15 protein-coding genes and 2 riboswitches are annotated in these 21,658 nt (G+C 66.4%); of the genes, 7 read left to right on the top strand and 8 right to left on the bottom strand.

The window, feature by feature from the left end; translation table 11 throughout:
• Positions 1-8 precede the first annotated feature (8 nt).
• Together cutA and ICJ04_RS15985 are read right to left on the bottom strand one after the other, a co-directional pair.
• Positions 9-347 carry a divalent-cation tolerance protein CutA gene (cutA, locus tag ICJ04_RS15990; protein ID WP_188325159.1) on the bottom strand — a complete coding sequence of 113 codons (339 nt, stop codon included), beginning with the start codon at positions 345-347 and terminating at the stop codon, positions 9-11.
• A gap of 69 nt (positions 348-416) precedes the next feature.
• A complete protein-coding gene (locus ICJ04_RS15985; RefSeq protein ID WP_188325158.1) occupies positions 417-2,210 on the bottom strand; it encodes an endonuclease in 1,794 nt (597 codons plus the stop codon).
• 270 nt (positions 2,211-2,480) lie between these two features.
• Between ICJ04_RS15985 and ICJ04_RS15980 the strand changes: the two genes are divergently transcribed.
• From ICJ04_RS15980 to ICJ04_RS15965, 4 genes are all read left to right on the top strand, one after another.
• Complete coding sequence (locus ICJ04_RS15980; protein ID WP_188325157.1) at positions 2,481-2,771, top strand: co-chaperone GroES; 291 nt, start codon at positions 2,481-2,483, stop codon at positions 2,769-2,771.
• 72 nt (positions 2,772-2,843) lie between these two features.
• Entirely contained in the window at positions 2,844-4,493 is a 1,650-nt protein-coding gene (groL, locus tag ICJ04_RS15975; protein WP_188325156.1) for a chaperonin GroEL, read from the top strand.
• A 341-nt stretch (positions 4,494-4,834) separates the two neighbouring features.
• Complete coding sequence (locus ICJ04_RS15970) at positions 4,835-5,266, top strand: DUF1090 domain-containing protein (RefSeq protein WP_188325155.1); 432 nt, start codon at positions 4,835-4,837, stop codon at positions 5,264-5,266.
• A 246-nt stretch (positions 5,267-5,512) separates the two neighbouring features.
• The gene (locus tag ICJ04_RS15965) at positions 5,513-6,607 is read left to right on the top strand and encodes a 3-deoxy-7-phosphoheptulonate synthase (protein WP_188325154.1); all 1,095 of its coding nucleotides are present in this window, start codon (positions 5,513-5,515) and stop codon (positions 6,605-6,607) included.
• Positions 6,608-6,885: 278 nt separating this feature from the next.
• Here ICJ04_RS15965 and ICJ04_RS15960 read toward each other — a convergent pair whose 3' ends face one another.
• The 4 genes from ICJ04_RS15960 to ICJ04_RS15945 all read right to left on the bottom strand — a co-directional run bounded on the left by ICJ04_RS15960 (position 6,886) and on the right by ICJ04_RS15945 (position 15,118).
• Positions 6,886-9,945: an efflux RND transporter permease subunit gene (locus tag ICJ04_RS15960; protein ID WP_223202919.1), complete on the bottom strand. Its 3,060-nt coding sequence runs from the start codon at positions 9,943-9,945 to the stop codon at positions 6,886-6,888.
• Positions 9,942-13,049, bottom strand: a complete 3,108-nt coding sequence (locus ICJ04_RS15955) for a multidrug efflux RND transporter permease subunit (protein ID WP_188325153.1) — start codon at positions 13,047-13,049, stop codon at positions 9,942-9,944. Before ICJ04_RS15955 ends, ICJ04_RS15960 begins: the two co-directional genes overlap by 4 nt.
• Positions 13,046-14,209 carry an MdtA/MuxA family multidrug efflux RND transporter periplasmic adaptor subunit gene (locus tag ICJ04_RS15950; protein WP_188325152.1) on the bottom strand — a complete coding sequence of 388 codons (1,164 nt, stop codon included), beginning with the start codon at positions 14,207-14,209 and terminating at the stop codon, positions 13,046-13,048. Before ICJ04_RS15950 ends, ICJ04_RS15955 begins: the two co-directional genes overlap by 4 nt.
• A gap of 291 nt (positions 14,210-14,500) precedes the next feature.
• Positions 14,501-15,118, bottom strand: coding sequence for a trimeric intracellular cation channel family protein (locus ICJ04_RS15945; RefSeq protein WP_188325151.1), 618 nt, complete (start codon positions 15,116-15,118; stop codon positions 14,501-14,503).
• 118 nt (positions 15,119-15,236) lie between these two features.
• Positions 15,237-15,330: riboswitch (glycine riboswitch) on the bottom strand.
• Between the two features lie 12 nt (positions 15,331-15,342).
• Positions 15,343-15,433, bottom strand: a riboswitch (glycine riboswitch).
• A gap of 40 nt (positions 15,434-15,473) precedes the next feature.
• On the opposite strand from ICJ04_RS15945, the gene ICJ04_RS15940 reads away from it, so the two are divergent.
• A complete protein-coding gene (locus ICJ04_RS15940; protein WP_188325150.1) occupies positions 15,474-15,743 on the top strand; it encodes a GIY-YIG nuclease family protein in 270 nt (89 codons plus the stop codon).
• A 267-nt stretch (positions 15,744-16,010) separates the two neighbouring features.
• On the opposite strand, the gene ICJ04_RS15935 is transcribed toward ICJ04_RS15940, so the two are convergent.
• Positions 16,011-17,297 carry an NAD(P)/FAD-dependent oxidoreductase gene (locus ICJ04_RS15935; protein WP_188325149.1) on the bottom strand — a complete coding sequence of 429 codons (1,287 nt, stop codon included), beginning with the start codon at positions 17,295-17,297 and terminating at the stop codon, positions 16,011-16,013.
• A 102-nt stretch (positions 17,298-17,399) separates the two neighbouring features.
• Between ICJ04_RS15935 and ICJ04_RS15930 the strand changes: the two genes are divergently transcribed.
• Both ICJ04_RS15930 and ICJ04_RS15925 read left to right on the top strand, forming a co-directional pair.
• A complete protein-coding gene (locus ICJ04_RS15930) occupies positions 17,400-18,254 on the top strand; it encodes an NYN domain-containing protein (protein ID WP_188325148.1) in 855 nt (284 codons plus the stop codon).
• A gap of 60 nt (positions 18,255-18,314) precedes the next feature.
• Complete coding sequence (locus ICJ04_RS15925) at positions 18,315-18,935, top strand: glutathione S-transferase (protein WP_188325147.1); 621 nt, start codon at positions 18,315-18,317, stop codon at positions 18,933-18,935.
• Between the two features lie 209 nt (positions 18,936-19,144).
• Here ICJ04_RS15925 and ICJ04_RS15920 read toward each other — a convergent pair whose 3' ends face one another.
• Positions 19,145-21,322: a primosomal protein N' gene (locus ICJ04_RS15920; protein ID WP_188325146.1), complete on the bottom strand. Its 2,178-nt coding sequence runs from the start codon at positions 21,320-21,322 to the stop codon at positions 19,145-19,147.
• Positions 21,323-21,658: the final 336 nt, after the last annotated feature.

Genomic DNA, 21,658 nt, shown 5'->3' with positions numbered 1-21,658 from the left:
AAAGGTGTTCAAGTGTGTTCCTCCCGGGTCTGCGCCCGGATCCAATCCAGATAGGCCGGCAAGCCGGCGCGTGCTTCGACCGCGATGCACTCGGGGAGTTCATACGGATGCAGTTCGACCAGCCGCGCCATCGCGGCATCGAGTCGGCTGGCCGTGGTCTTCACCAGCAGCTGCAGCTCGGTGTCCGTGGTCACTTCGCCCTGCCAGCGGTACGTGGACCGCGCGCCCTCCTGGCGGGTAACGCACGCCGCCAGCCGCTCACCTACCAATGCGTGCGCGATGCGCTCGGCAGTGGCCAGGTCAGGGCAGGTGGTGAACAACAGCAGCACGGGATCGGCGGTCGACATCGCCGCCGAGTATAGGGCCCCGGTCCGCGCAGGAGGCCGGACCGGGGCATCAGGCAGATCAGCAGCGCATCAGTTGGCCAGCTGGCAGCTGGCCGGCTTCGCTGAAGTGAACAGGGCCGGGGTGGCCCACTCGGGGTGGTCGATGAAGGGGTTGCGGTTGCCCTGGAAGCTGTAGATCACCTCGTTGCGGGCCCGCTCGGCGTCGGTCGGTGGGTCGGCCAGATGCCAGTCGATCAGGGTGGACAGCAGGCCCATGTAAGCCGGCGAGCTGCTGGTCTTGACGATTTTGCTGCGGTCGTCGGTCAGCTCCAGGTCGGGTTCGGACTGGCCAGTTGCGGCATCTTTGCCCCCCTCATAGCGGATGGCCATGTACATCACCGCGCGGGCCATGTCGCCCTTGCGCTTGCCCCACACCTCGAACGTGCCTTGGTTGCCATCCGGCGTGCGCACCCAGTTCGAATTGCCGGGATAGGCGCCGCTGCCGCCACCCTGGCCGTTGTTCGACTCGGTGGCGCGCTCGCCGCAGTTGCTGTCGCACTTGGCGAACGGCTTGTTGCCACGGTCGGCATTCCACTGCGCATCGGTCAGGTACAGCATGTGGGTATCGGTATACGGCGCGTACGGCAGGCCCTTGTCGCCGGAGGTGCTGGCAAAACCCAGCGAGTTCGGCCAGGTGTGCTCGCGGTTGTAGGTCAGGCCGCTGCCGGTGCCCGCGCGCGCGCTGCCCTTGACGTAGCTGCGGTTGCGGTAGGCATCCAGCACGTTGCCGGCGTTGTTGGGATCTTCGTCGGCGATTTCCAGGATGGTCCAGGTACTGGTGCCCGACCCGCTGTACGGATACGCGGTGTGGCCCTTGATGGTGGCGTGCAACGAGCAGCGCAGCTGGCTGGGGCTGGAGGTGTTGACCTTGGAGTAGTACGCACCGGGGTTGCCCGGATTGCCCGGATCGGGGGTGCCGGTAGTGCTGGCCACGGTGAAGGCGATGCGTGAATCGGCCGCCGGTCGCGCGCCCTGGCTGTCGCTGATGCGGCTGGCCCGGATGTCGAAGCGGCACGCTTCACCGGCCACCAGGGCGGTGTTGGTGGAAATCTTCAGGGTGCGGCCACTGGACGGATGGTTCAGCGGCACGCTGCCGGACTGGCCACAGCTCAGCGCGAACGCGCCGCTGGCCAGGGTCACGTTCTCGCTGAACACCACTTCCAGATCGCCGGCGGCGGGGAAGGTGCTGCTGCCCTGAGCGGGCAGGGTCGTGGACACCGACGGCGGCGTGTTCGGGCCCGGGGTGCCGGGGCTGCCGCTGAAGGTCTGGCCGGTGTTGCAGGCGCCGAACGTCTGCGCGGCCGATTCGGCCCAGGTGAAATGCGTGTACTGGCTGCCGCTGCCGGTCAGCTGCAGCGAGGTGCCCGGCGCGGTGCTGTTGCTTTCCGCAACCGGGATGTTCTGGCTGGTCATGCCGGCGGCTGGGCCGCTGCCGGCGGTGATGGTGCCCTCGTAACTGAGGAACTGCACCACCTTGCCACTGGCGTCGACCAGCGCGATGCCGTCGTTGGCCCCGTTCTGGATGCCGTTGGTCGGGTAGGTCACCACCGCGATGCGGGCGCTGCCGCAGGCCGCTGCCGTGCCCGCCGGAACCGCAGTGTTGGCGTACACGCTGGCTGCCGACGGCGTGCTGCCGTTGTACAGGTACAGGCGGTACCCGGACAGGTCCTCGCCGGCCGTGGCAACGACCTCGATCGCCTCGCCGACGTCCCCGGCCGGGGTGCTGTCGTCGTAGTGCAGTTCATTGATGAAGACCTCGGCCCGGACGGGCGAGGTGGCCAGTGCCAGCAGGCAGGCAGCGGCTAGTGGTGACAGCAATCGCATCGACTACTCCTTGTGAGCGGATCCCCTGACGGCAATCTAAGCCGATTCCATGACATTTCTGTCGTATTCGGCACGCTTCTTATGGGGGGCGTGATCGGCATCACCAAAAAAGAAATTGAAGGAGCCCCTTGAAAGGGCAAGGCCGGGCTCCATCTCTGCTGTGTCCCGATCAGTTCGGGCTTTTTTCACGAGCGGTTCTGGCAGTCACCTCGGGTGAGTGCTAAAATCGCCGGACTTTTTCAGCACAATCAATAACTTGAGAGGTCTCACATGAGCAACTTGAAGCCGCTTCACGACCGCGTTGTAGTCAAGCCGATCGAAGCCGAGGAAGTGTCCGCCGGCGGCATCCTGATCCCGGATTCGGCCAAGGAAAAGTCGACCAAGGGTGAAGTCGTTGCCGTGGGTCCGGGCAAGGCACTGGACAACGGCAGCGTGCGCGCGCCGTCGCTGAAGGTTGGCGACAAGGTGATCTACGGCCAGTACGCCGGCAGCAGCTACAAGGAAGCTGGCGTGGAGTACAAGGTCCTGCGCGAAGACGACGTGCTCGCCGTCATCGGCTGAGCTGCATCCGCGCATCAAGCCGCCGGGCGTCGCCCGGCGCTACAACCGCATTTCAATTAAAAGGTAATCGCAATGGCTGCCAAAGATATTCGTTTCGGTGAAGACGCCCGCGCCCGCATGGTCCGCGGCGTCAACGTGCTCGCCAATGCCGTGAAGGCAACCCTGGGTCCGAAGGGCCGCAACGTCGTGCTCGAAAAGAGCTTCGGCGCGCCGACCATCACCAAGGACGGCGTCTCCGTTGCCAAGGAAATCGAACTGGCTGACAAGTTCGAGAACATGGGCGCGCAGATGGTGAAGGAAGTTGCTTCGCGCACCAATGACGACGCTGGCGACGGCACCACCACCGCGACCGTGCTGGCGCAGGCCCTGATCCGCGAAGGCGCCAAGGCCGTCGCGGCCGGCATGAACCCGATGGACCTCAAGCGCGGCATCGACAAGGCGGTCATCGCCGCGGTTGCCGAGCTGAAGAAGATCTCCCAGCCGACCGCTGACGACAAGGCGATTGCCCAGGTCGGTACGATCTCGGCCAACTCGGACGAGTCGATCGGCAACATCATCGCCGAAGCGATGAAGAAGGTTGGCAAGGAAGGCGTCATCACCGTTGAAGAAGGCTCGGGCCTGGACAACGAGCTGGACGTCGTCGAAGGCATGCAGTTCGACCGCGGCTACCTGTCCCCGTACTTCGTCAACAACCAGCAGGGCCAGACGGCCGACCTGGATGACCCGTACATCCTGCTGCACGACAAGAAGATCTCCAACGTGCGTGACCTGCTGCCGGTGCTGGAAGGCGTCGCCAAGTCGGGCAAGCCGCTGCTGATCGTCGCTGAAGAAGTCGAAGGCGAAGCGCTGGCGACCCTGGTGGTCAACACCATCCGTGGCATCGTCAAGGTCGTGGCCGTCAAGGCACCGGGCTTCGGCGACCGTCGCAAGGCGATGCTGGAAGACATGGCCGTGCTGACCGGCGGTACCGTGATCTCCGAGGAAGTGGGCCTGTCGCTGGAGAAGGCCACCATCACCGATCTTGGCCGCGCCAAGAAGGTGCAGGTTTCCAAGGAAAACACCATCATCATCGACGGTGCCGGCGACGGTGCAGCGATCCAGTCGCGCGTCACCCAGATCAAGACGCAGATCGAAGACACCTCGTCCGATTACGACCGTGAGAAGCTGCAGGAGCGCGTGGCCAAGCTGGCCGGTGGCGTTGCAGTGATCAAGGTCGGCGCATCGACCGAAATCGAAATGAAGGAAAAGAAGGCCCGCGTTGAAGACGCCCTGCACGCTACCCGCGCAGCCGTCGAAGAAGGCGTGGTCCCGGGCGGCGGTGTGGCCCTGGTGCGTGCCCTGGTGGCCGTTGGCGACCTGAAGGGTGCCAATGAAGACCAGACCCACGGCATCCAGATCGCCCTGCGCGCCATGGAAGCCCCGCTGCGCGAGATCGTGGCCAACGCCGGTGAAGAGCCGTCGGTCATCCTGAACAAGGTGAAGGAAGGGACTGGCAACTACGGCTACAACGCCGGCAATGGCGAGTTCGGCGACATGGTCGAATTCGGCATCCTGGACCCGACCAAGGTGACCCGTTCTGCCCTGCAGAACGCCGCTTCGATCGCTGGCCTGATGATCACCACCGAAGCAATGGTGGCTGAAGCCCCGCGCAAGGAAGAGTCTGCTGGCGGCGGCGCTGGTGGCATGGGCGGTATGGGTGGCATGGGCGGTATGGACTTCTAAGTCCAACGCGTCCCGTAGCACCTGCATCATCAAAAACCCCGCCGGAAACGGCGGGGTTTTTTGTTGGCCCGGCGGCGTTCCGTTCCGGCAACGCGATACCTGACGCAGGCCGCGCTGCGCGCTCGCCGAGCGTGGCTCGGCGCTACCGGGCTGCACTGCCGTGGTAGCGCCGAGCCATGCTCGGCGGCTTTCCGTTCCGGCAACGCGATGCCGGGCTGCAGTGGTGCGTGCCTCTGTCTCGCTGCGTTCTTACAGCCACGTCCGATGGCCGATGCGCGCGGTCTCGTTTTCACTGGGTGCCAGGGCGTACGCCTGACGCTTTTCCCACCGAGACACCTACCATGAAGAAGATCACCCTCACCGCGTTGCTGCCGCTCGCCCTGCTGTCCGCATCCAGCGCCTTCGCCGGAACGCAGACCTGCGCCATGAAGATCGACGCGATCCAGCGTCAGATGGATGAAGCCCGTCAGCAGGGCAATGTCCACCAGGCGGCCGGTCTGCAGACTGCGCTGACCCAGACCAAGGCCCATTGCACCGATGCGGGGCAGGCGGAGCGCGCTGAGCGCAAGGTGCGCAGTGCGCAGGAAGATGTCCGCAGATCGCAGGAGGATGTGCGCCGTGCGGAGCAGAACCTGCGCGACGCACGGGCACGGAACGATGAGGGAAAGATCAGCAAGCATCAGGAAAAGCTCAGCGAAAAGCAGCGTCGGCTGCGCGAGAAGCAGGATGACCTGTGTCGCACCCGCTCCGACCGGACGGCGCTGAACCACTGATTCACGTCGGTTCGATGTTGCGATTGAAACTGTTGCACTGGCGCATTTCTGTGCTAACAATACTGACCATGCACGCAGCCCACGCCAACTTTTATTGGTATTACTTTCCGAAGCCCCAGGCGGAGGAAGGACTGCGTTCACCCTGAAGAAACCTTCAGACGCATTCCCGAAAGCCGCCAGCGAACCTGGCGGCTTTTTTGTTGTCGCCGCGCTGGGGAACCCCACCCGCTTACCGAGATCCCCGCCATGCCCCCCCATACCGACGACCTCCGCATCCGCAAGATCGAACCGCTGGCCTCACCGGCAGAACTGCTGGCCCTGCTGCCCTGCGACGATGAAGCATCCGACACCGTCAGTGCCTCGCGCAGCGCGCTGCATGCCATCCTGCACGGGGCGGACGACCGTCTTGCCGTCGTAGTGGGGCCGTGTTCGATCCACGATCCGGCCGCCGCAATCGAATACGCGCAGAAGCTCAAGCCGTTGCGCGATGCGCTGGCGGGCGAACTGGAAATCGTCATGCGTGTGTACTTCGAAAAGCCGCGTACCACGGTGGGCTGGAAGGGGCTGATCAACGATCCAGACCTCGACGGCAGTTTCAACATCAACAAGGGCCTGCGTATTGCCCGTGGCCTGCTGCGCGACATCAACAAGCTGGGGCTGCCGGCCGGCGTGGAGTTCCTTGATGTGATCTCGCCGCAGTACATCGCCGACCTGGTGGCGTGGGGGGCGATCGGCGCACGTACCACCGAAAGCCAGGTGCATCGTGAGCTGGCGTCCGGCCTGTCGTGCCCGGTTGGCTTCAAGAACGGGACCGACGGCAACATCAAGATCGCCGCCGATGCCGTTGGCGCGGCGATGAACCCCCATCATTTCCTGTCGGTGACCAAGCAGGGCGATACCGCGATCGTCGCCACGGCGGGCAATCCGGATTGCCACGTGATCCTGCGCGGCGGCAAGCAGCCCAACTACGATGCGGCCAGCATCGCCGATGCCTGTCAGGTGCTGACCAAGGCGCAGTTGCCCACGCGCCTGATGGTCGATGCCAGCCACGCCAACAGCCTGAAGAATCCGGACAACCAGCCCAAGGTAGTCGATGACATCGCCGCGCAGATGGCCGGCGGTGAGCAGCGCATCGTCGGGGTGATGATCGAGAGCAACCTGGTCGGCGGTCGGCAGGAGCTGGTGGAAGGCCAGCCGCTGGTGCACGGCCAGAGCATCACGGATGGCTGCATCGACTGGGCGACCACCGAAGTGGTGCTGGAGCGGTTGGCCGCTGCCGTGCGTGCGCGCCGCGAGGCCGTGGCGGCGCGGGAAGCAGAAGTGGAAGCGCAAGCCGCCTGAGCGGTGCAACGTGTGTGGAAGACGGTTGCTGCCTGCGGGGGCGCGCCGTCTTCAGCGGTGGCTGGCGGAGTTGGCAGCCATCGCGGCCGCATCGGCGATGCGCCTGGAACGGGATGCAATGAACCCGTTCCAGGTTCATCGCCGGGGTGGTGGACGAGGTGGTGTTCGCGATCTGGCGGGCGGGGGTAAAGCCGCCCTGGTAGAGCCAACTTCAGTCGGCTGCGTGCGGGTCGCGAGCGCGGGAGCAGCCGACTGAAGTCGGCTCTACCAGGTTGGCTCTACCGGGGCCGCTGCAGTTTTGCCAGCGCGAGATACATCGCCGGGGTGGTGTACAGGGTCAGCAGCTGGCTGACCAGCAGCCCGCCGACGATGGCGATGCCCAGCGGGCGGCGCAGCTCCCAGCCTTCGCCGCCGCCGAGCATCAGCGGCAGGGTGCCCAGCAGCGCGGCGATGGACGTCATCAGGATCGGTCGCAGGCGCAGCCGTGCCGCCTCCATCACCGCATCGTGCGCGCTGAGACCGCGCCGCTCGGCGGCCAGGGCGAAGTCGACCAGCAGGATGGTGTTCTTCATCACCACGCCGACCAGCAGGAACAGCCCCAACAGCGAGATCAGGTTGAGCTCGTTGTCGAACAGCAGCAGGGCGAGCAGGGCGCCGACGCCGGCCGAAGGCAGCGTGGACAGGATCACCAGCGGCTGCAGGAAACTTTCATACAACACGCCCAGCACCAGGTACACCGCCAGCGTGGCGCCCAACAGCAGCCACAGCTGCCGTTGCCGCATCTCCTCCAGGCCGGCCGCTTCACCGGACAGCTTCGCCTGCACGGTGGCGGGCAGCATCAGCGTGGCCATGGCGCCGTTGATGGCGGTGACCGCCTGCTCCAGACCCACCCCGGGTGCCAGCGCGAACTCGATCCAGATGGAGGCGAACTGCTGGCTGTGGGAGACACGGTCCGACGCCATGCCATAGCGCCACGTGGCCACACTGGACAACGGGATGCGCTGGCCTTCCGCGCCGACCACCTGCAACTGCTGCAGCGTGGTCGGGTCCTGGGTATGCCGCGGGTCCAGTTCCATCACCACGCGGTACTGGTTGAGGGTGTCGTACAGCGTGGCGACCTGGCGTTGGCTGAAGGAGTTGTTGAGCACGGTGGCGATCGTGCGCAGGTCCACGCCATGGCGCGCGGCGGCTTCGCGGTCGATGTCCAGCACCACTTGGCGCATGCCGGCCTCGCCCTGCGCTTCCACATCCACCAGTTCCGGCAAGGACTTCAGCGCGGCGCTTACCTTCGGCGCCCACTCACGCAACGGCGCGAGGTCGGCGGCCAGCAACTGCAGTTCCTGCTTGCCGCTGTCGCCGGCGCCTTCCAGGCGGATGTCCTGGTCCACCCACATGTACAGGTTGCCGCCAGGCAGCGGTGGCAGGTTCTTGCGGAGGCGCTCGATCACCTGCTGGCTGGATATCTTGCGTTCGGCCAAGGGCTTCATCTTGATCATGATGAAGGCATTGTTGACCCCCATGCCGCCGCCGATGTATCCGATGATGTCCTCGATCGCCGGGTCATCCAGCAGCAGCTGGCGGTAGGCACTGATCTTGGGCTGCATTGCCTGGAATGACAGGCCGTCATCGCCACGCGCGAAGCCACGCAGCTGCGCGGTATCCTGCTGCGGCACCATGCCCTTGGGTACCTTCTGCAGCAACCAGGCATTGAGCGCGATCACGGCGACGAAGGCCAACAGCGGCCAGCGGAGCCGCTGCAGGCCCTTGTCCAGCGTGCGCAGGTAACCCGCGCGCACCCGCTCGAACAACGCGTTGCTGCCGCGCTGCCATCGCGATGGCGTGCGCTGTGCATCGGTGAACAGATGCGCGCACAGCATCGGCACCAGGCTCAGTGCCACCACCACCGATACCGCCATCGCGGCCACCAGGGTCAGCGAGAACTCGCGGAACAACCGTTCAACGAAGTCATCCATGAACAGGATGGAGACGAAAACCACTGCCAGCGCGAGGTTCATCGACACCAGCGTTGCGGACACTTCACCCGCACCGCGTATCGCCGCCTGCCACCGATCGGCACCCAGCTCGCGATGGCGTGCGATGTTCTCCAGCACCACGATGGCGTCGTCCACCACCAGCACGGCGGCAACGATCAGTGCCATCAGCGAGAGCGTGTTGAGCGAAAAGCCCAGCAGCGCGATCAGGGCCAGCGTGCCGAACAACACGACAGGGATGGCCACGCTGGGCACCAGTGCGGCACGCCAGTGACCGAGGAAGCCGAGCACCACCAGCACCACCAGCACGATCGCCAGCAGCAGGGTCAGCTCGGCCTCGTGCAGGGTGGCGCGGATGACCGGCGAGCGATCCATCACCAACTGCATGTCGACGTTCGCCGGCAGCAGCGCATGCAGCTGGGGCAGTTGCTGCTGGATGGCGTCCACGGTGGCGATGATGTTCGCGCCGGGCTGGCGGCTGATGATCAACAGCACGGCGGGACGTTCGTTGTGGAAACCACTGGCGTAGCGATCCTCTACGCCGTCCGCGACTTGTGCCACGTCACCCAGCCGCAAGGGGCGACCGTCCTTGATGGCAAGGGCGAGTTCGCGGTACTGCGCCGCTTCGCGCAGTTGCAGCGGTGCCTCCAACTGCCACTGCTGCTGCGCGTTGCCCACTGCCCCCAGCGGCCGCAATGCGTTCGCACGCGCGATGGCCTGCGATACGTCATCCAGGGCCAGCCCGGCGTGGTTCAACGCGTTCGGGTCCAGCGATACCCGCACGGCGGGCAATGCGCTGCCGCCGACCTGCACCCCCCCCACGCCGGGTACCTGTGACAGCTTCTGCGCCAGGACGGTGGAGCCGATGTCATACAGCTGGCCCGGCGACAGTACGTCCGAGGTCAGCGCCAGGGCCAGGATCGGTGCCTGCGATGGATTGACCTTGCGGTACTCCGGCATGCCGGGCATGCCACTGGGCAGCTGGCCGCGTGCCGCATTGATGGCGGCCTGCACTTCGCGCGCCGCTTCATCGATGTTGCGGTCGAGCACGAACTCCAGCTCGATCTCCGTCTGCCCCTGCGAACTGGATGATTCGAGGTTCGTGATACCGGGAATGCTGCCGAGTGCGCGCTCCAAGGGCGTGGCCACCGTGGCCGCCATCGATTCGGGCGAGGCGCCGGGCAGGCTGGCGCTGATCTCGATGGCCGGATAATCGACCTGCGGCAGCGGTGCCACGGGCAGCAGGCGCAGCGCCATCAGGCCGGCCAGCACGAGGGCGACGGCGAGCAACGTGGTGGCGACCGGCCGCTGCACGCAGGCCTGGGCAATGCGCGCGCCCGGGTTCACGCCTTGGCCCCGCCGTCGGCCGGGATCGGAGCGGCCACGCGACGGCGCTGCAGGCGGTCGAAGGCGAGATAGATCACCGGCGTGGTGAACAAGGTCAGTACCTGGCTGACCAGCAATCCACCCACCATCACCCAGCCAAGCGGCTGGCGCAGTTCGGCGCCCGAGCCGCTGGCCAGCATCAGCGGTATCGCCCCGAACAGGGCCGCCAACGTGGTCATCAGGATCGGCCGGAAGCGCAGCAGCGCCGCCTGGTGGATCGCCTCGCGCGGCGCCATGCCCCGGCTGCGCTGCGCATCCAGCGCGAAGTCGATCATCATGATCGCGTTCTTTTTCACCAGCCCGATCAGCAGCACGATGCCGATCACCGCGATCAGGTCCAGGCTGCGCCCGCTGATCCACAGCGCGGCCAACGCACCTACCGTGGCCGAGGGCAGCGTGGACAGGATGGTGATGGGATGGATGAAGCTCTCATAGAGCACGCCCAGCACGATGTACATCACCACCACGGCCGCCAGGATCAGCCACAGCGTGCTGGACAGCGATCCGTTGAAGGCCGCAGCCGCGCCCTGCAGGCGCAGCTCGATGCTGGCCGGCAGCGCGATATCCGCCCGCGCGGCCTCGACCGCGGCGACGGCGGCGCCCAGCGATGCACCGGGCGCGAGGTTGAACGACAACGTGGCGGCCGGGAACTGGCCGACATGGTTGCGCAGCAGGGGCGCAGGGCCTTGTTCGATGCGCGCCACCGCGCCCAGCGGCACGGTCTGGTCCTGGGCATTGCGCACGCGCAGGCCGGCGATCGCATCCGGTCCGGGCTGGTGCGCAGGATCCGCCTCCAGCACCACGCGGTACTGGCTGGCCTGGGTGAAGATGGTGGAGATCTGCCGTTGCCCGTAGGCGTCGTACAGCGCATCGGCGACCGCTTCCACGGACACGCCCAGCCGGGCCGCTGCATCGCGATCGATCACCACGCGCGCCTGGCGGCCCTGCATCTGCAGGTCGCTGGCCACATCGCGCAGCACCGGCGAACGTTGCAACGCCTGCAGCAGCCGCGGCGTCCAGTCCTGCAGTGCATCGGTGTCCGGGCTGGTCAGGGTGAACTGGTACTGGCTGCGGCTGATGCGGTCTTCCAGTCCGAGTTCCTGCACGGGCTGCAGATACAACGTGATGCCGGGGATGTCGGCCACGCGCTGCTGCAGGCGGGCCATCACCGAAGCGACGTCGCCGCGTCCCTCGCTGCGCTGGCCGTGCGGCTTGAGCTCGATCAGCAGGCGGCCCGTATTGAGGGCCGCGTTGTTGCCATCCACACCGATGTACGACGACAGGCTGGCCACCGCCGGGTCCTGCTCGATGGCCGCGGCAAGGGCCAGCTGGCGCTGGCGCATCGCCTGGAACGAAATCGCCTGCGGCGCCTCGCTGATGCCCTGCACCAGCCCGGCGTCCTGTACCGGGAAGAAGCCCTTGGGGACAGCGAAGTACAGCGCCACGGTCAGCAGCAACGTCGCCGCAGTGGCGATCAGCATCAACGGCTGGCGCTGCAGCACCCAGTGCAGCTGGCGGTCGTAAGCGGCGATGACACGGTCGAACATGTCGCCGCGCTGGCCGCTGACCCCTTCGTGCTTGTTCGCGCCGGGGCGCAGGAAGCGTGCGCACAGCATCGGCGTCAGGGTCAGCGAGACCAGCAGCGAGATGCCGATGGCCACGGCCAGGGTGATGGCGAACTCATGGAACAGCGCGCCCACCAGATCGGCCATGAACAGCAGCGGGATCAGTACGGCGATCAACGACACCGTCAGCGATACCAGAGTGAAGCCGATCTCGCTGGCGCCCTTGAGCGCTGCGTTCATCGGCGTCTCGCCTTCTTCCAGGTGCCGCGCGATGTTTTCCAGCATCACGATGGCATCGTCGACCACGAAACCGGTGGCGATGGTGAGTGCCATCAGAGTGAGGTTGTTGAGCGAAAAGCCGGCCAGCAGCATCACCGCGAACGTCCCCACCAGCGACAGTGGCACCGCGACACTGGGAATCAGCGTGGCCGAGGCACTGCGCAGGAACACGAAGGTCACCAACACCACCAGGCCGATGGCGAGCACCAGCTCCTTCTGTACGCCGCGGACCGACGCGCGGATGGACTCGGTGCGATCACTGAGTACCTGCAGTTCCACGCCCTTGGGTAGCGCCGCCTGCAACTGCGGCAGCAGCTCGCGCACGTGCTCCACCACCGCGATGACATTGGCCCCCGGCTGGCGCTGGATGTTCACGAGCACCGCAGGCGTGGTGCCGGACCACGCTGCCAACTGCCGGTTCTCGGCACCGTCGCTGATGCTGGCCACGTCGCCCAGCCGCAGGGGCGCGCCGTCGCGCCACTTCAGCACCAGCGCGCGGTACTCCGCGACGCTGCGCATCTGGTCGTTCGCATCGAGCATCACCGCGCGGATCGGCCCGTCGAAACTGCCCTTGGGCAAGTTGACGTTGGCGGCGGCAATCGCCGTGCGGACATGGTCCATGCCCAAGCCGTTGGCGGCCAATGCGGCAGGGTTGACCTGGATGCGTACGGCAGGGCGTTGGCCGCCGGCCAGGCTGACCAGGCCGACGCCCGGCAACTGTGACAGACGCTGCGCCACGCGCGTATCGACCAGGTCGTGCACCTGCGGCAGGGCCATGCCCTGCGAGGTCACCGCCAGGGTAAGGATCGGGGTGTCGGCCGGATTGACCTTGCGGTAGACCGGCGGCACCGGCAGGTCGTCGGGCAGGAAACTGCCGGCGGTGTTGATCGCCGCCTGCACGTCCTGTTCGGCCACGCCCAGTGACACCTCCAGCCCGAACTGCAGCGTCACCACCGACGCGCCACCGGAACTGGTGGAGGACATCTGCTTCAGTCCCGGGATCTGGCCCAGCTGCTTCTCCAGGGGGGCAGTGACCATCCGCGTGGTCAGCTCGGGGCTGGCACCGGGATACAGCGTGGTGACCTGGATGATCGGGTAATCGACCTGCGGCAGCGCCGCCACCGGCAGCAGCCGATACGACAGCACGCCGGCCAGCAGCAGCGCCACCATCAACAGGGTGGTGGCGACCGGGCGCAGGATGAAAGGCCGCGACAGATTCATGCGCCGTCCTGCGCAGCGTCCTCGCTGATGATGCGCACGGCGCCGCCGTCTTCCAGTCCGTCGATGCCTTCCACCACCACCTTTTCGCCGGCCTTGAGCCCGCTGCGCACCGAGACGCGGCTGCCATCGGCCGGTCCCAGCACCACATCACGGCGTTGCGCCTTGTCATCCTGGTCGATCACATGCACGTAGTTGCCTTTGCTGCCGAACTGCACGGCGGCATCGGGAATCACCACGGCATCGTGCGCACCGAGCTGCAGGCGGATGTTCACGAACTGGTTGGGGAACAGCGCGTCATCGGCGTTGTCGAACTGCGCGCGCAGCTTCAAGGTGCCGGTGGCCGTGTCGATCACGTTGTCCACGCTGGACAGCACACCGTCGCCCAGCGCGGCGCGCTCTTCGCGGTCCCAGGCCTGCACCGCCAACGCCGGCGTGGCGCGCACGGCATCCAGCAGCGCCGGAAGTTCCGGTTCGGGCACGGTGAACAGCACGCTGATCGGCGCGGTCTGCGCCAGCGTGACCAGGCCATCGGCATCGCTGCTGCGGATCAGGTTGCCTACGTCCACCCGTCGCAGGCCGAGCCGACCGCTCACCGGTGCGGTGATACGGGTGTACTGCAACTGCAGGCGGGCTTCGTCCACCGTGGCCTGGTCGCTCAAGCGTCGCCCCTGCAGCTGCCGGACCTTGCTCTGCTGGTCACTGAGTTCCTGCCCGGACACATAGTTCTTTGCCTGCAGCTCGCGGAACCGCTGCAGCTGGCGCTCTGCATTTTCCAGTTCGGCCAGGTTCTGCTGCTGGGTGCCCTGTGCCTGGGCGAGACGCACCTCGTACGGGCGCGGATCGATCTGCGCGATCAGCTCGCCTGCACGGACGTGCTGGCCTTCGTCGACATGCAGCTTCAGCAGTTCACCATCGACGCGGCTGCGCACCACCACGCTGTGCAACGGGGTCACGGTACCGATGGCTTTCAGCCGCAACTGCAGCGGTTCGGCACTGGCGCGCGCCACGCGCACCGGAGTCGGCTTGCGGCCGCCTTCATCGGTTGCCGGAGCAGCGTGCGGCCACGCCCACCATGCGATCAGCGCAACAAGCGCGACGAGGGAAGCTGCCAGCAGCAGCATGCGGTTACGGCGGAGGCGCGACGGTTCGGCAACGGACATGGGGCATCCTGCACCCTGCGCTGGCGCAGGGTAGTACTGCGCCAGGGACACGACTGCATGGCCTGGCAACTGGGGGGAAGGGTTGTCTGGCGGGGCCGCAGAGGCAGCGTGGCTGGATGCCGCCGCACGCAGCGACGGGGCCGTCATGGTAGCTAATCGCACGGCATATTTCCGCATGACCAAGGTCATGGGGGCGGTATTCCGGCGCGTGACGGCCGCTGGCCCTCACCGGTAAGCACGCGCTGGTATCACCGGTAGTGACGGCCGCTGGCCGTCAACAGTCCAAACGCGTCAGTGCACTTCGTCGTGGTACACGAACTTCGGCATTTCCCAGCGGTAGTGGATCGCCAGCAGGCGTAACGCGAACCCCCCGCCCAGGCAGCACAGGATGGCGATGTTGTCGGCCACGTTCCAGCGCAACAGCAGCAGATACGCAGCACCGGTGAGCAACGAGATGATCGCGTAGAGCTCTTTCTGGAAGATCAGCGGCACCTCGTTGCACAGGATGTCGCGCAGCACGCCGCCGAACGCACCGGTCAGCATCCCGGCGATCAGCACGATCGGTGTGGCGTGTCCGGTCTCGCGGGCGATCGCGCAGCCGATCAGGGTGAAGGCGATCAGCCCCAGACCATCCAGCACCAGGAACGTGCGGCGGAAGTGGTGCATCCAGCGCGCCACCCAGGTGGCGATCAACGCAGCGCAGACGGTGAATCCGAGGTACTCCGGGTGCTTCACCCAGGCCAAGGGGTAATGGCCGAGGATGATGTCGCGCAGTGAGCCCCCGCCCAACGCGGTGACACAGGCGATCATGACCACGCCGAAAAGATCCATGCGGCGGCGTCCTGCGGACAGGGCGCCGGTCATGGCTTCGGCGGAAATAGCGATCAGGTAGATGATGGACAACAGCATGGGCAGGCTCCGGACGCGGTGGGACGCCGCTGACGGTAGAACCGACGTGAGTCGGCTGACGGACGGCCACGCAAGGCTCGCACCGATGCGCGCGCATCGACGAATCAAGGTGACCGGTGCCGCTCCCGCTGTCCTTTTGCCTGAGAGTTCAGCGGATGAAACCGCGTGCCCCTTCGGCGGATCCTTGCGGACCTCTCTCCAGCTCGGCGAATCGGATACATGGTTGGTGGGATGCCATCCCACCGGCCTGAGCGATCATGGGAGCCTGCGCCTTCGGCGGGTGCCAGCGTGGCACCACTCTCCTGCATCCGGCGCGTAGTGTAGCTGCTGGCCGCCGTTGGGCGATAATCGCCGCATGCCCTGCCTGACTGCCCCGTGGTTTCTGTACCTGCTTGAATGCCGGGATGGCAGCTATTACGCGGGGATCAGCACCGACGTACAGGCACGCTTCGCCGCCCACCAGGCCGGCAAGGGGGCGCGTTACACCCGCGCGCGCCCACCCCTGCAGATCCTGGCCGTACGCCAGTATCCAGACCGCGCGGAAGCCTCGCGCGCCGAGTGGCAACTGAAGCAGCTGCCGCGCGCGAAGAAGCTCGCATGGCTCAGCGGCGCCATCGGCCCGTGACGCACGACCGGTAGAGCCGCCTGGTAGAGCCGACTTCAGTCGGCTGCTCTTAGCGCACCACCGCGCAAGCCGATCGGTAGAGCCGACTTCAGTCGGCTGTTCTTACCGCACCACCGCGCAAGCCGACTGAAGTCGGCTCTACCGGTAGGCACCATCCGTAGACCCGATCCGTAAGCCCCACCCGTAGGCCCATCCGTGGCCCCAACCCGTGGGCCCATCCGCAGACCCCACCCATGAACCCCACGCGTCAGCGCAGCGGTCGCGCCGCTACACCGAAGGTGGCGGATCCTTCGGCGGCTTCACGTCACCGAAGATGATCCGTGCGCTGCGCTGGTAGCTCCAGTACGCCACGGCCCAGTTCAACAACACCACCATGCGGTTGCGGAAGCCGATCAGGAAGAACACGTGGGCGGCCAGCCAGAACCACCACGCCAGCACGCCGGACAGCTGCAGCTTGCCCAGGTGCACGATCGCGGCCATGCGGCCGATGGTGGCCAGGTTGCCGTAGTCGGCGTACGTGAACGCGCCCGGCCCCGGCTTGCCGTGCAGGCGCGCACGAACGGTGTCCGCTACGTGTTTGCCCATCTGCTTTGCCGCCGGTGCGACGCCTGGCACCGGTCGACCATCGGCCTGGGTCAGCGCGGCCAGGTCGCCGGCCACGAACACTTCCGGGTGGCCGGGCAGGGTCAGGTCAGGCTGCACCTGCACGCGGCCAGCGCGGTCGAGCGGCACGTCCAGCGTGGCGCCCAACGGCGATGCGGCGACGCCTGCCGCCCACACCACCGTGCGTGCAGGAACGAACTGATCGCCCAGCTGGAAGCCGAGGCTGTCGATCGACGTCACCGGGGTGCCGGTCAGTACTTCCACGCCCAGTTTTTCCAGCTGCCGACGTGCCTTCAGCGAGAGCACGTCCGGGAACGTGGACAGCACGCGCGGTCCGGCTTCCACCAGGCGCACCTTGGCCGACGCCGGGTCGATGTGGCGGAACTCGTTGCGCAGGGTATGCCGGGCAATTTCGGCCAGCGTGCCGGCCAGTTCCACGCCGGTCGGGCCACCGCCGACTACGGCGAAGCTGAGCCACGCCGCCTTCTTTTCCGGATCCGGCTCGGCCTCGGCACGCTCGAAGGCCAACAGCAGCTTGCGTCGCAAGGCAATCGCGTCATCCAGCGTCTTCAGGCCGGGCGCATCCTTGGCCCATTCGTCATGGCCGAAATAGGCATGGGTGGCGCCGCTGGCCAGCAGCAGGGAGTCGTACGTCATCGAGGTGCCATCGGCCAGATGCACGCTGCGCGTCACCTTGTCGATGCGGCTGACTTCGCCCAGGCGGACTTCCACGTTGCGCTGTTGGCCGAGGATATGCCGCAGCGGTGCGGCGATATCCGGTGCGGAAAGACCTGCCGTCGCGACCTGGTACAGCAAGGGCTGGAACAGATGATGGTTGCGGCGGTCGATCAGGGTGATGCGGATGCGCTCGCTGGCCAAGGCGCGGGTCGCCCAGAGGCCGGCGAAACCGCCGCCGACGATGACCAGGTGGGGGGTGCGCTCGCGGGACATCGCGTGGCTCCAGTAGGGGGGCGTGGGGATGATCGCATGTCACGGCGGGGTACGCCGCGCTGGAACATACTGTCCTCTGCCCATCGTCAGCCTGGAGTCGGTATGTCCGAGTCTGAAAAGCGCATTGCCCTGTTGATCGACGCCGACAACGCGCCTGCCGCGAAGATCGAGGAAGTCCTGGCCGAGGTCGCCCGCCACGGCGTGGCGAACGTGCGCCGTGCCTACGGCAACTGGAAGAGCCCGAACCTGAAAAGCTGGGAAGCGGTGCTGCACGAGTACGCGATCCGCCCCATCCAGCAGTTCGCCTACAGCCGCGGCAAGAACGCGTCCGACATGGCGATGGTGATCGATGCGATGGACCTGCTGTACGCCGGCAACCTGGATGGCTTCGCGATCGTCTCCAGCGATGCCGACTTCACCCCGCTGGTGATGCGCCTGCTGACCGATGGGGTGAAGGTGTACGGCTTCGGTGAAAAGAAGACGCCGGAGCCCTTCGTCAACGCGTGTTCCAAGTTCACCTATGTCGAAGCGCTGGGCCAGGCGCATGTCAGCGCGCCGGAGATCGAAACGGGTGCAGTGTCCGCAGGTGAAACGAGCAGCGAGGCGCGCCCGCGCAAGACCGGCGCGGAGATGCGCAGCGATACCAAACTGGTGAACCTGCTGCGCCGTGCGGTGGCGTCGGCGGAGGGTGAGGACGGCTGGTCGCACCTGGGGCCGGTCGGTAGCCAGATCGGCAACCAAGCGTCGTTCGATCCACGGAATTATGGCTACGGCAAGCTCAGTGACCTGCTGGCGGCGATCGGCCTGTTCGACATGAAGAAGGAAGGCAAATCGTCCTTCGTACGCGCGCTGGCGAAAAAGCCGGCTGCAAAACCTGCCGCAGGACAAGCGCCGAAACCCGTCGCCAAACAGGCGAGGAAGCAGGCAGCAAAAAGCGGCAAGCCAGATGTCGCGTGATCGGCGTATCGTAGCGGTCCCGCGCCTGCCGGGCGCCCGTTTGCCCGCAAGAGAACCAACATGCTGAAGATCTGGGGCCGTCGCAATTCGAGCAATGTGCGCAAGGTGCTGTGGTGTGCCGAAGAGATCGGCCTGACCTACGAGTCCATCGAAGTGGGCGGCAGTTTCGGCGGTACGCAGGCAGCGGAGTATCAGGCGATGAATCCCAACGGACTGGTGCCGGTCATTGAAGACCACGGCCTGCCGCTATGGGAATCCAATGCGATCGTGCGCTATCTGTCGGCGCGTTATGCGTTGGGCAGCTTGTACGACGAATCGCCGATCGTGCGGGCGCAGAGCGAGAAATGGATGGACTGGAGCACTTCCCGCATGGCGCCGCTGTACAGCGAGCTGATCTGGGGGGTGATGCGCACCGCGCCGGCAGACCGCGACGAAGCGCGCATCAACGCGGCACTGGTGAAGGCGGGCGATCTGCTGGCGATGGCCGATGCGGAGCTTGCCAAGCAGCCCTGGCTGTCCGGCGACCACTTCGCGATGGGTGACATTCCGCTCGGGTCGCTGGTGTATGCGTGGTTTGAGATGCCGATCCAGCGCCCCGACCTGCCGCACCTTGCGGAGTGGTACGCGCGGTTGCGCGAGCGCCCTGCCTACCAGCGCGGTGTGATGACTGGCATGAGCTGAGACGGCCGCGCGCTCGTGCGCCTCGGTGCGTCGGGGGGAGGCTGCGCCGGGGGGGAGGCTGCGCCGGGGGGCGGTCCCGGTAGAGCCGACTTCAGTCGGCTGCGGTGGGATCTCGCGGAATGCAGCCGACTGAAGTCGGCTCTACCGGTCCGCTCTACCAATCGGCGATACCTGCGGGCGATACCCGTCCGCCCCGTTCCCTGACGCGCTCAGTACAGGTCCATCGGATCCACATCCAGCGACCAGCGCACTTTGCGTGCTTCCGGCAGGCCGTGCAGCAACGGGGCGACGTGGTCCAGTACGGCGTGCAGCAGTGGCCGCTGCGCGCTGGACAGCAGCAATTGCGTGCGTTGGTATCCCGCACGCCGGGGCATGGGCGCGGGCATCGGGCCGAATGCTTCCAGGTGCGGTTGCTCGCCCAGCAGGCCGCGTGCAGCCAGCAGGAACGCGTTGGCCTGCTCGACCTGCTGGGCTTCGGCCCGTAGCAGGGCGAGATGGGCAAACGGGGGAAAGCCCGCCGCGTGGCGCTGGGTCAGTTCGGCCGCCGCGAACGGGTGGTAGCCGCCGTTCACCAGGGTTTCCAGCAGCGGATGGCCCGGATGGTGGGTCTGCAGCCAGACTTCACCGGGATCGCGCGCGCGGCCGGCGCGACCTGCTACCTGGATCAACTGCTGGGCGAGCTTCTCGGTGGCGCGGAAGTCCGACGAAAACAGGCCTTCATCGATGCCGACCACCACCACCAGGGTCAGCTTGGGCAGGTCGTGGCCCTTGGCCAGGATCTGCGTGCCGACCAGGATGCCGGGCTGGTCGCCCAGCGTGGCCAGTTGCTGCTCCAGCGCGTCGCGGCGCGAGGTGGTGCTGCGATCAATTCGCAGCACCGGCACGTCCGGGAACGCCTGCAGCAAATGCTCTTCCAGTCGTTCGGTACCGATGCCCTGTGGCTGGAGGGCCAGGCTGGCGCAGGCGGGGCAGGCCAGCGGCGCCGCTTGGCGGGCACCGCAGTGATGGCATTGCAGGCGGCGGCCGGCACCGTGCACGGTCATGGGCGCATCGCAGCGCTGGCAGGGTGCGGTCCACCCGCAGTCGTGGCACAGCAGCACCGGCGCGTAGCCACGGCGGTTCTTGAACACCAGCACCTGCTGGCCGTTGCGCAGGTGTTCGGCGATGCCCTCCAGCACCTGCGGCGACAGGCCATCGCGCAGCGGGCGCTTGCGCACATCCAGGATGCGCACGCGCGGCGGCCGCGCCTCGCCGGCGCGCTGCTTCAGCCGAAGATGCGTGAAGCGGCCGGCGTGTGCATTGTGCAGGGATTCCAGAGCCGGGGTCGCGCTGCCCAGCACGACCGGTACGGCCAGCGCCTTGCCGCGGACCAGGGCGAAATCACGCGCGTGGTAACGGATGCCGTCCTGCTGCTTGTAGCTGTTGTCATGTTCTTCGTCGACGATCAGCAACCCCGCCTCGGGCAACGGCATGAAGATCGCCGAGCGCGTGCCGACGATCACCCGTGCTTCGCCGCGCGCTGCGGCCGCCCAGACGCGCGCGCGCTCGTTGTCGTTCAACCCCGAGTGATATGCGTGCACCGCGATGCCGAGGCGACCGCGGAAGCGCGCGAGGGTCTGTGGGGTGAGGCCGATCTCCGGCACCAGCACCAGCGCCTGCCGACCCTGTGCCAGACACTGGATGATGGCCTGCAGGTAGACCTCGGTCTTGCCGCTGCCGGTCACCCCGTCCAACAGGAAAGGCACGAATCCCGTTGAGGTGGTGATGGCCTCAACGGCCGCCGCTTGATCCGGATTCAGCGTCGGGCCGCCCAGCGGGCTGGCCTGCATCGGCGCCACGCTCAGCGCGACACGTTCGGCCAGGCCGCGCTTGCCCAGACTGCGTGCGGCGGGGCGCCAGTCCTCCATCCGCGCAGCGATCACGTCCTCGTCAACGACCGCGTCGGCCAGCAGTTCGGCCAGCTGCCGCGGCCGGCTGCCTGCGCGCAGACCATCACGCTGATCGCGCCCGGCCTGCGTGAGCTGCCAGCCCCAGTGATGGGTGTCCGGCATCGGTTCGCCGTGGCGCAGCGGCCCGGGCAGGGCCATCGACAGCACCTCGCCCAACGGGGCATGGGTGTATCGGGCAAGCCATTGCAGGCTCTGCCACAGCTCGCCCTGCAGCACCGGCTGCGGGTCCAGCCATGCGATGGCCTGACGCAGGGAGGCGCCTTCCTCGGCCGTACCGTGTCCGGCCACGACCCCCACCAGTTCGCGGGGTCCGAACGGCACCTTGATGCGGCAACCCACGACGTCGCCCGCGGCCGCGCCATCGGGCGGCAGATAGTCGAACAACTGCGGCAGCGGGACGGGGAGGGCAACGCGCAGGGTGGGTGACAGAGCGACCATGCACTCAGTGTAGCGGCCCGTTCAGCCGACTCGCGACCCGGGTTCAGCGATCTCACACTTCAGTGAAGACAGCCTAAACACGAGCTAAATATAAGACTCCATTGGATATTCAGGGTTATCCACATCTTCTGTGGATAAGTCTGTGTGTTAGCGGCGGTGTAACGCGCCAAGTCCCGATGCCGACAGCCGCATTGTTCTCTTGGTCAAAAAATAGCCACACAATATTTGTCTTTAAAATCAACGTGATGAATGTGAAATGCCGTGGAAACATGAGCCGGGCTGCGTTTGGGCATCAGCGAACATGACGGTCCATGACGCTGTGCACAACCTGCAGCA

The sequence above is a fragment of the Stenotrophomonas sp. 169 genome, assembly GCF_014621775.1.
Lineage (GTDB): Bacteria > Pseudomonadota > Gammaproteobacteria > Xanthomonadales > Xanthomonadaceae > Stenotrophomonas.
The sequence above is the reverse complement of the archived record's forward strand: the minus strand, read 5'-3'. Positions and strand labels throughout refer to the sequence as shown.

Excerpts from the sequence above, each read along its gene's own strand:
- cutA (WP_188325159.1), bottom strand. The coding sequence starts at position 347 with ATGTCGACCGCCGATCCCGTGCTGCTGTTGTTCACCACCTGCCCTGAC.
- ICJ04_RS15985 (WP_188325158.1), bottom strand. The coding sequence starts at position 2,210 with ATGCGATTGCTGTCACCACTAGCCGCTGCCTGCCTGCTGGCACTGGCC.
- ICJ04_RS15980 (WP_188325157.1), top strand. The coding sequence starts at position 2,481 with ATGAGCAACTTGAAGCCGCTTCACGACCGCGTTGTAGTCAAGCCGATC.
- groL (WP_188325156.1), top strand. The coding sequence starts at position 2,844 with ATGGCTGCCAAAGATATTCGTTTCGGTGAAGACGCCCGCGCCCGCATG.
- ICJ04_RS15970 (WP_188325155.1), top strand. The coding sequence starts at position 4,835 with ATGAAGAAGATCACCCTCACCGCGTTGCTGCCGCTCGCCCTGCTGTCC.
- ICJ04_RS15965 (WP_188325154.1), top strand. The coding sequence starts at position 5,513 with ATGCCCCCCCATACCGACGACCTCCGCATCCGCAAGATCGAACCGCTG.
- ICJ04_RS15955 (WP_188325153.1), bottom strand. The coding sequence starts at position 13,049 with ATGAATCTGTCGCGGCCTTTCATCCTGCGCCCGGTCGCCACCACCCTG.
- ICJ04_RS15950 (WP_188325152.1), bottom strand. The coding sequence starts at position 14,209 with ATGTCCGTTGCCGAACCGTCGCGCCTCCGCCGTAACCGCATGCTGCTG.
- ICJ04_RS15945 (WP_188325151.1), bottom strand. The coding sequence starts at position 15,118 with ATGCTGTTGTCCATCATCTACCTGATCGCTATTTCCGCCGAAGCCATG.
- ICJ04_RS15940 (WP_188325150.1), top strand. The coding sequence starts at position 15,474 with ATGCCCTGCCTGACTGCCCCGTGGTTTCTGTACCTGCTTGAATGCCGG.
- ICJ04_RS15935 (WP_188325149.1), bottom strand. The coding sequence starts at position 17,297 with ATGTCCCGCGAGCGCACCCCCCACCTGGTCATCGTCGGCGGCGGTTTC.
- ICJ04_RS15930 (WP_188325148.1), top strand. The coding sequence starts at position 17,400 with ATGTCCGAGTCTGAAAAGCGCATTGCCCTGTTGATCGACGCCGACAAC.
- ICJ04_RS15925 (WP_188325147.1), top strand. The coding sequence starts at position 18,315 with ATGCTGAAGATCTGGGGCCGTCGCAATTCGAGCAATGTGCGCAAGGTG.
- ICJ04_RS15920 (WP_188325146.1), bottom strand. The coding sequence starts at position 21,322 with ATGGTCGCTCTGTCACCCACCCTGCGCGTTGCCCTCCCCGTCCCGCTG.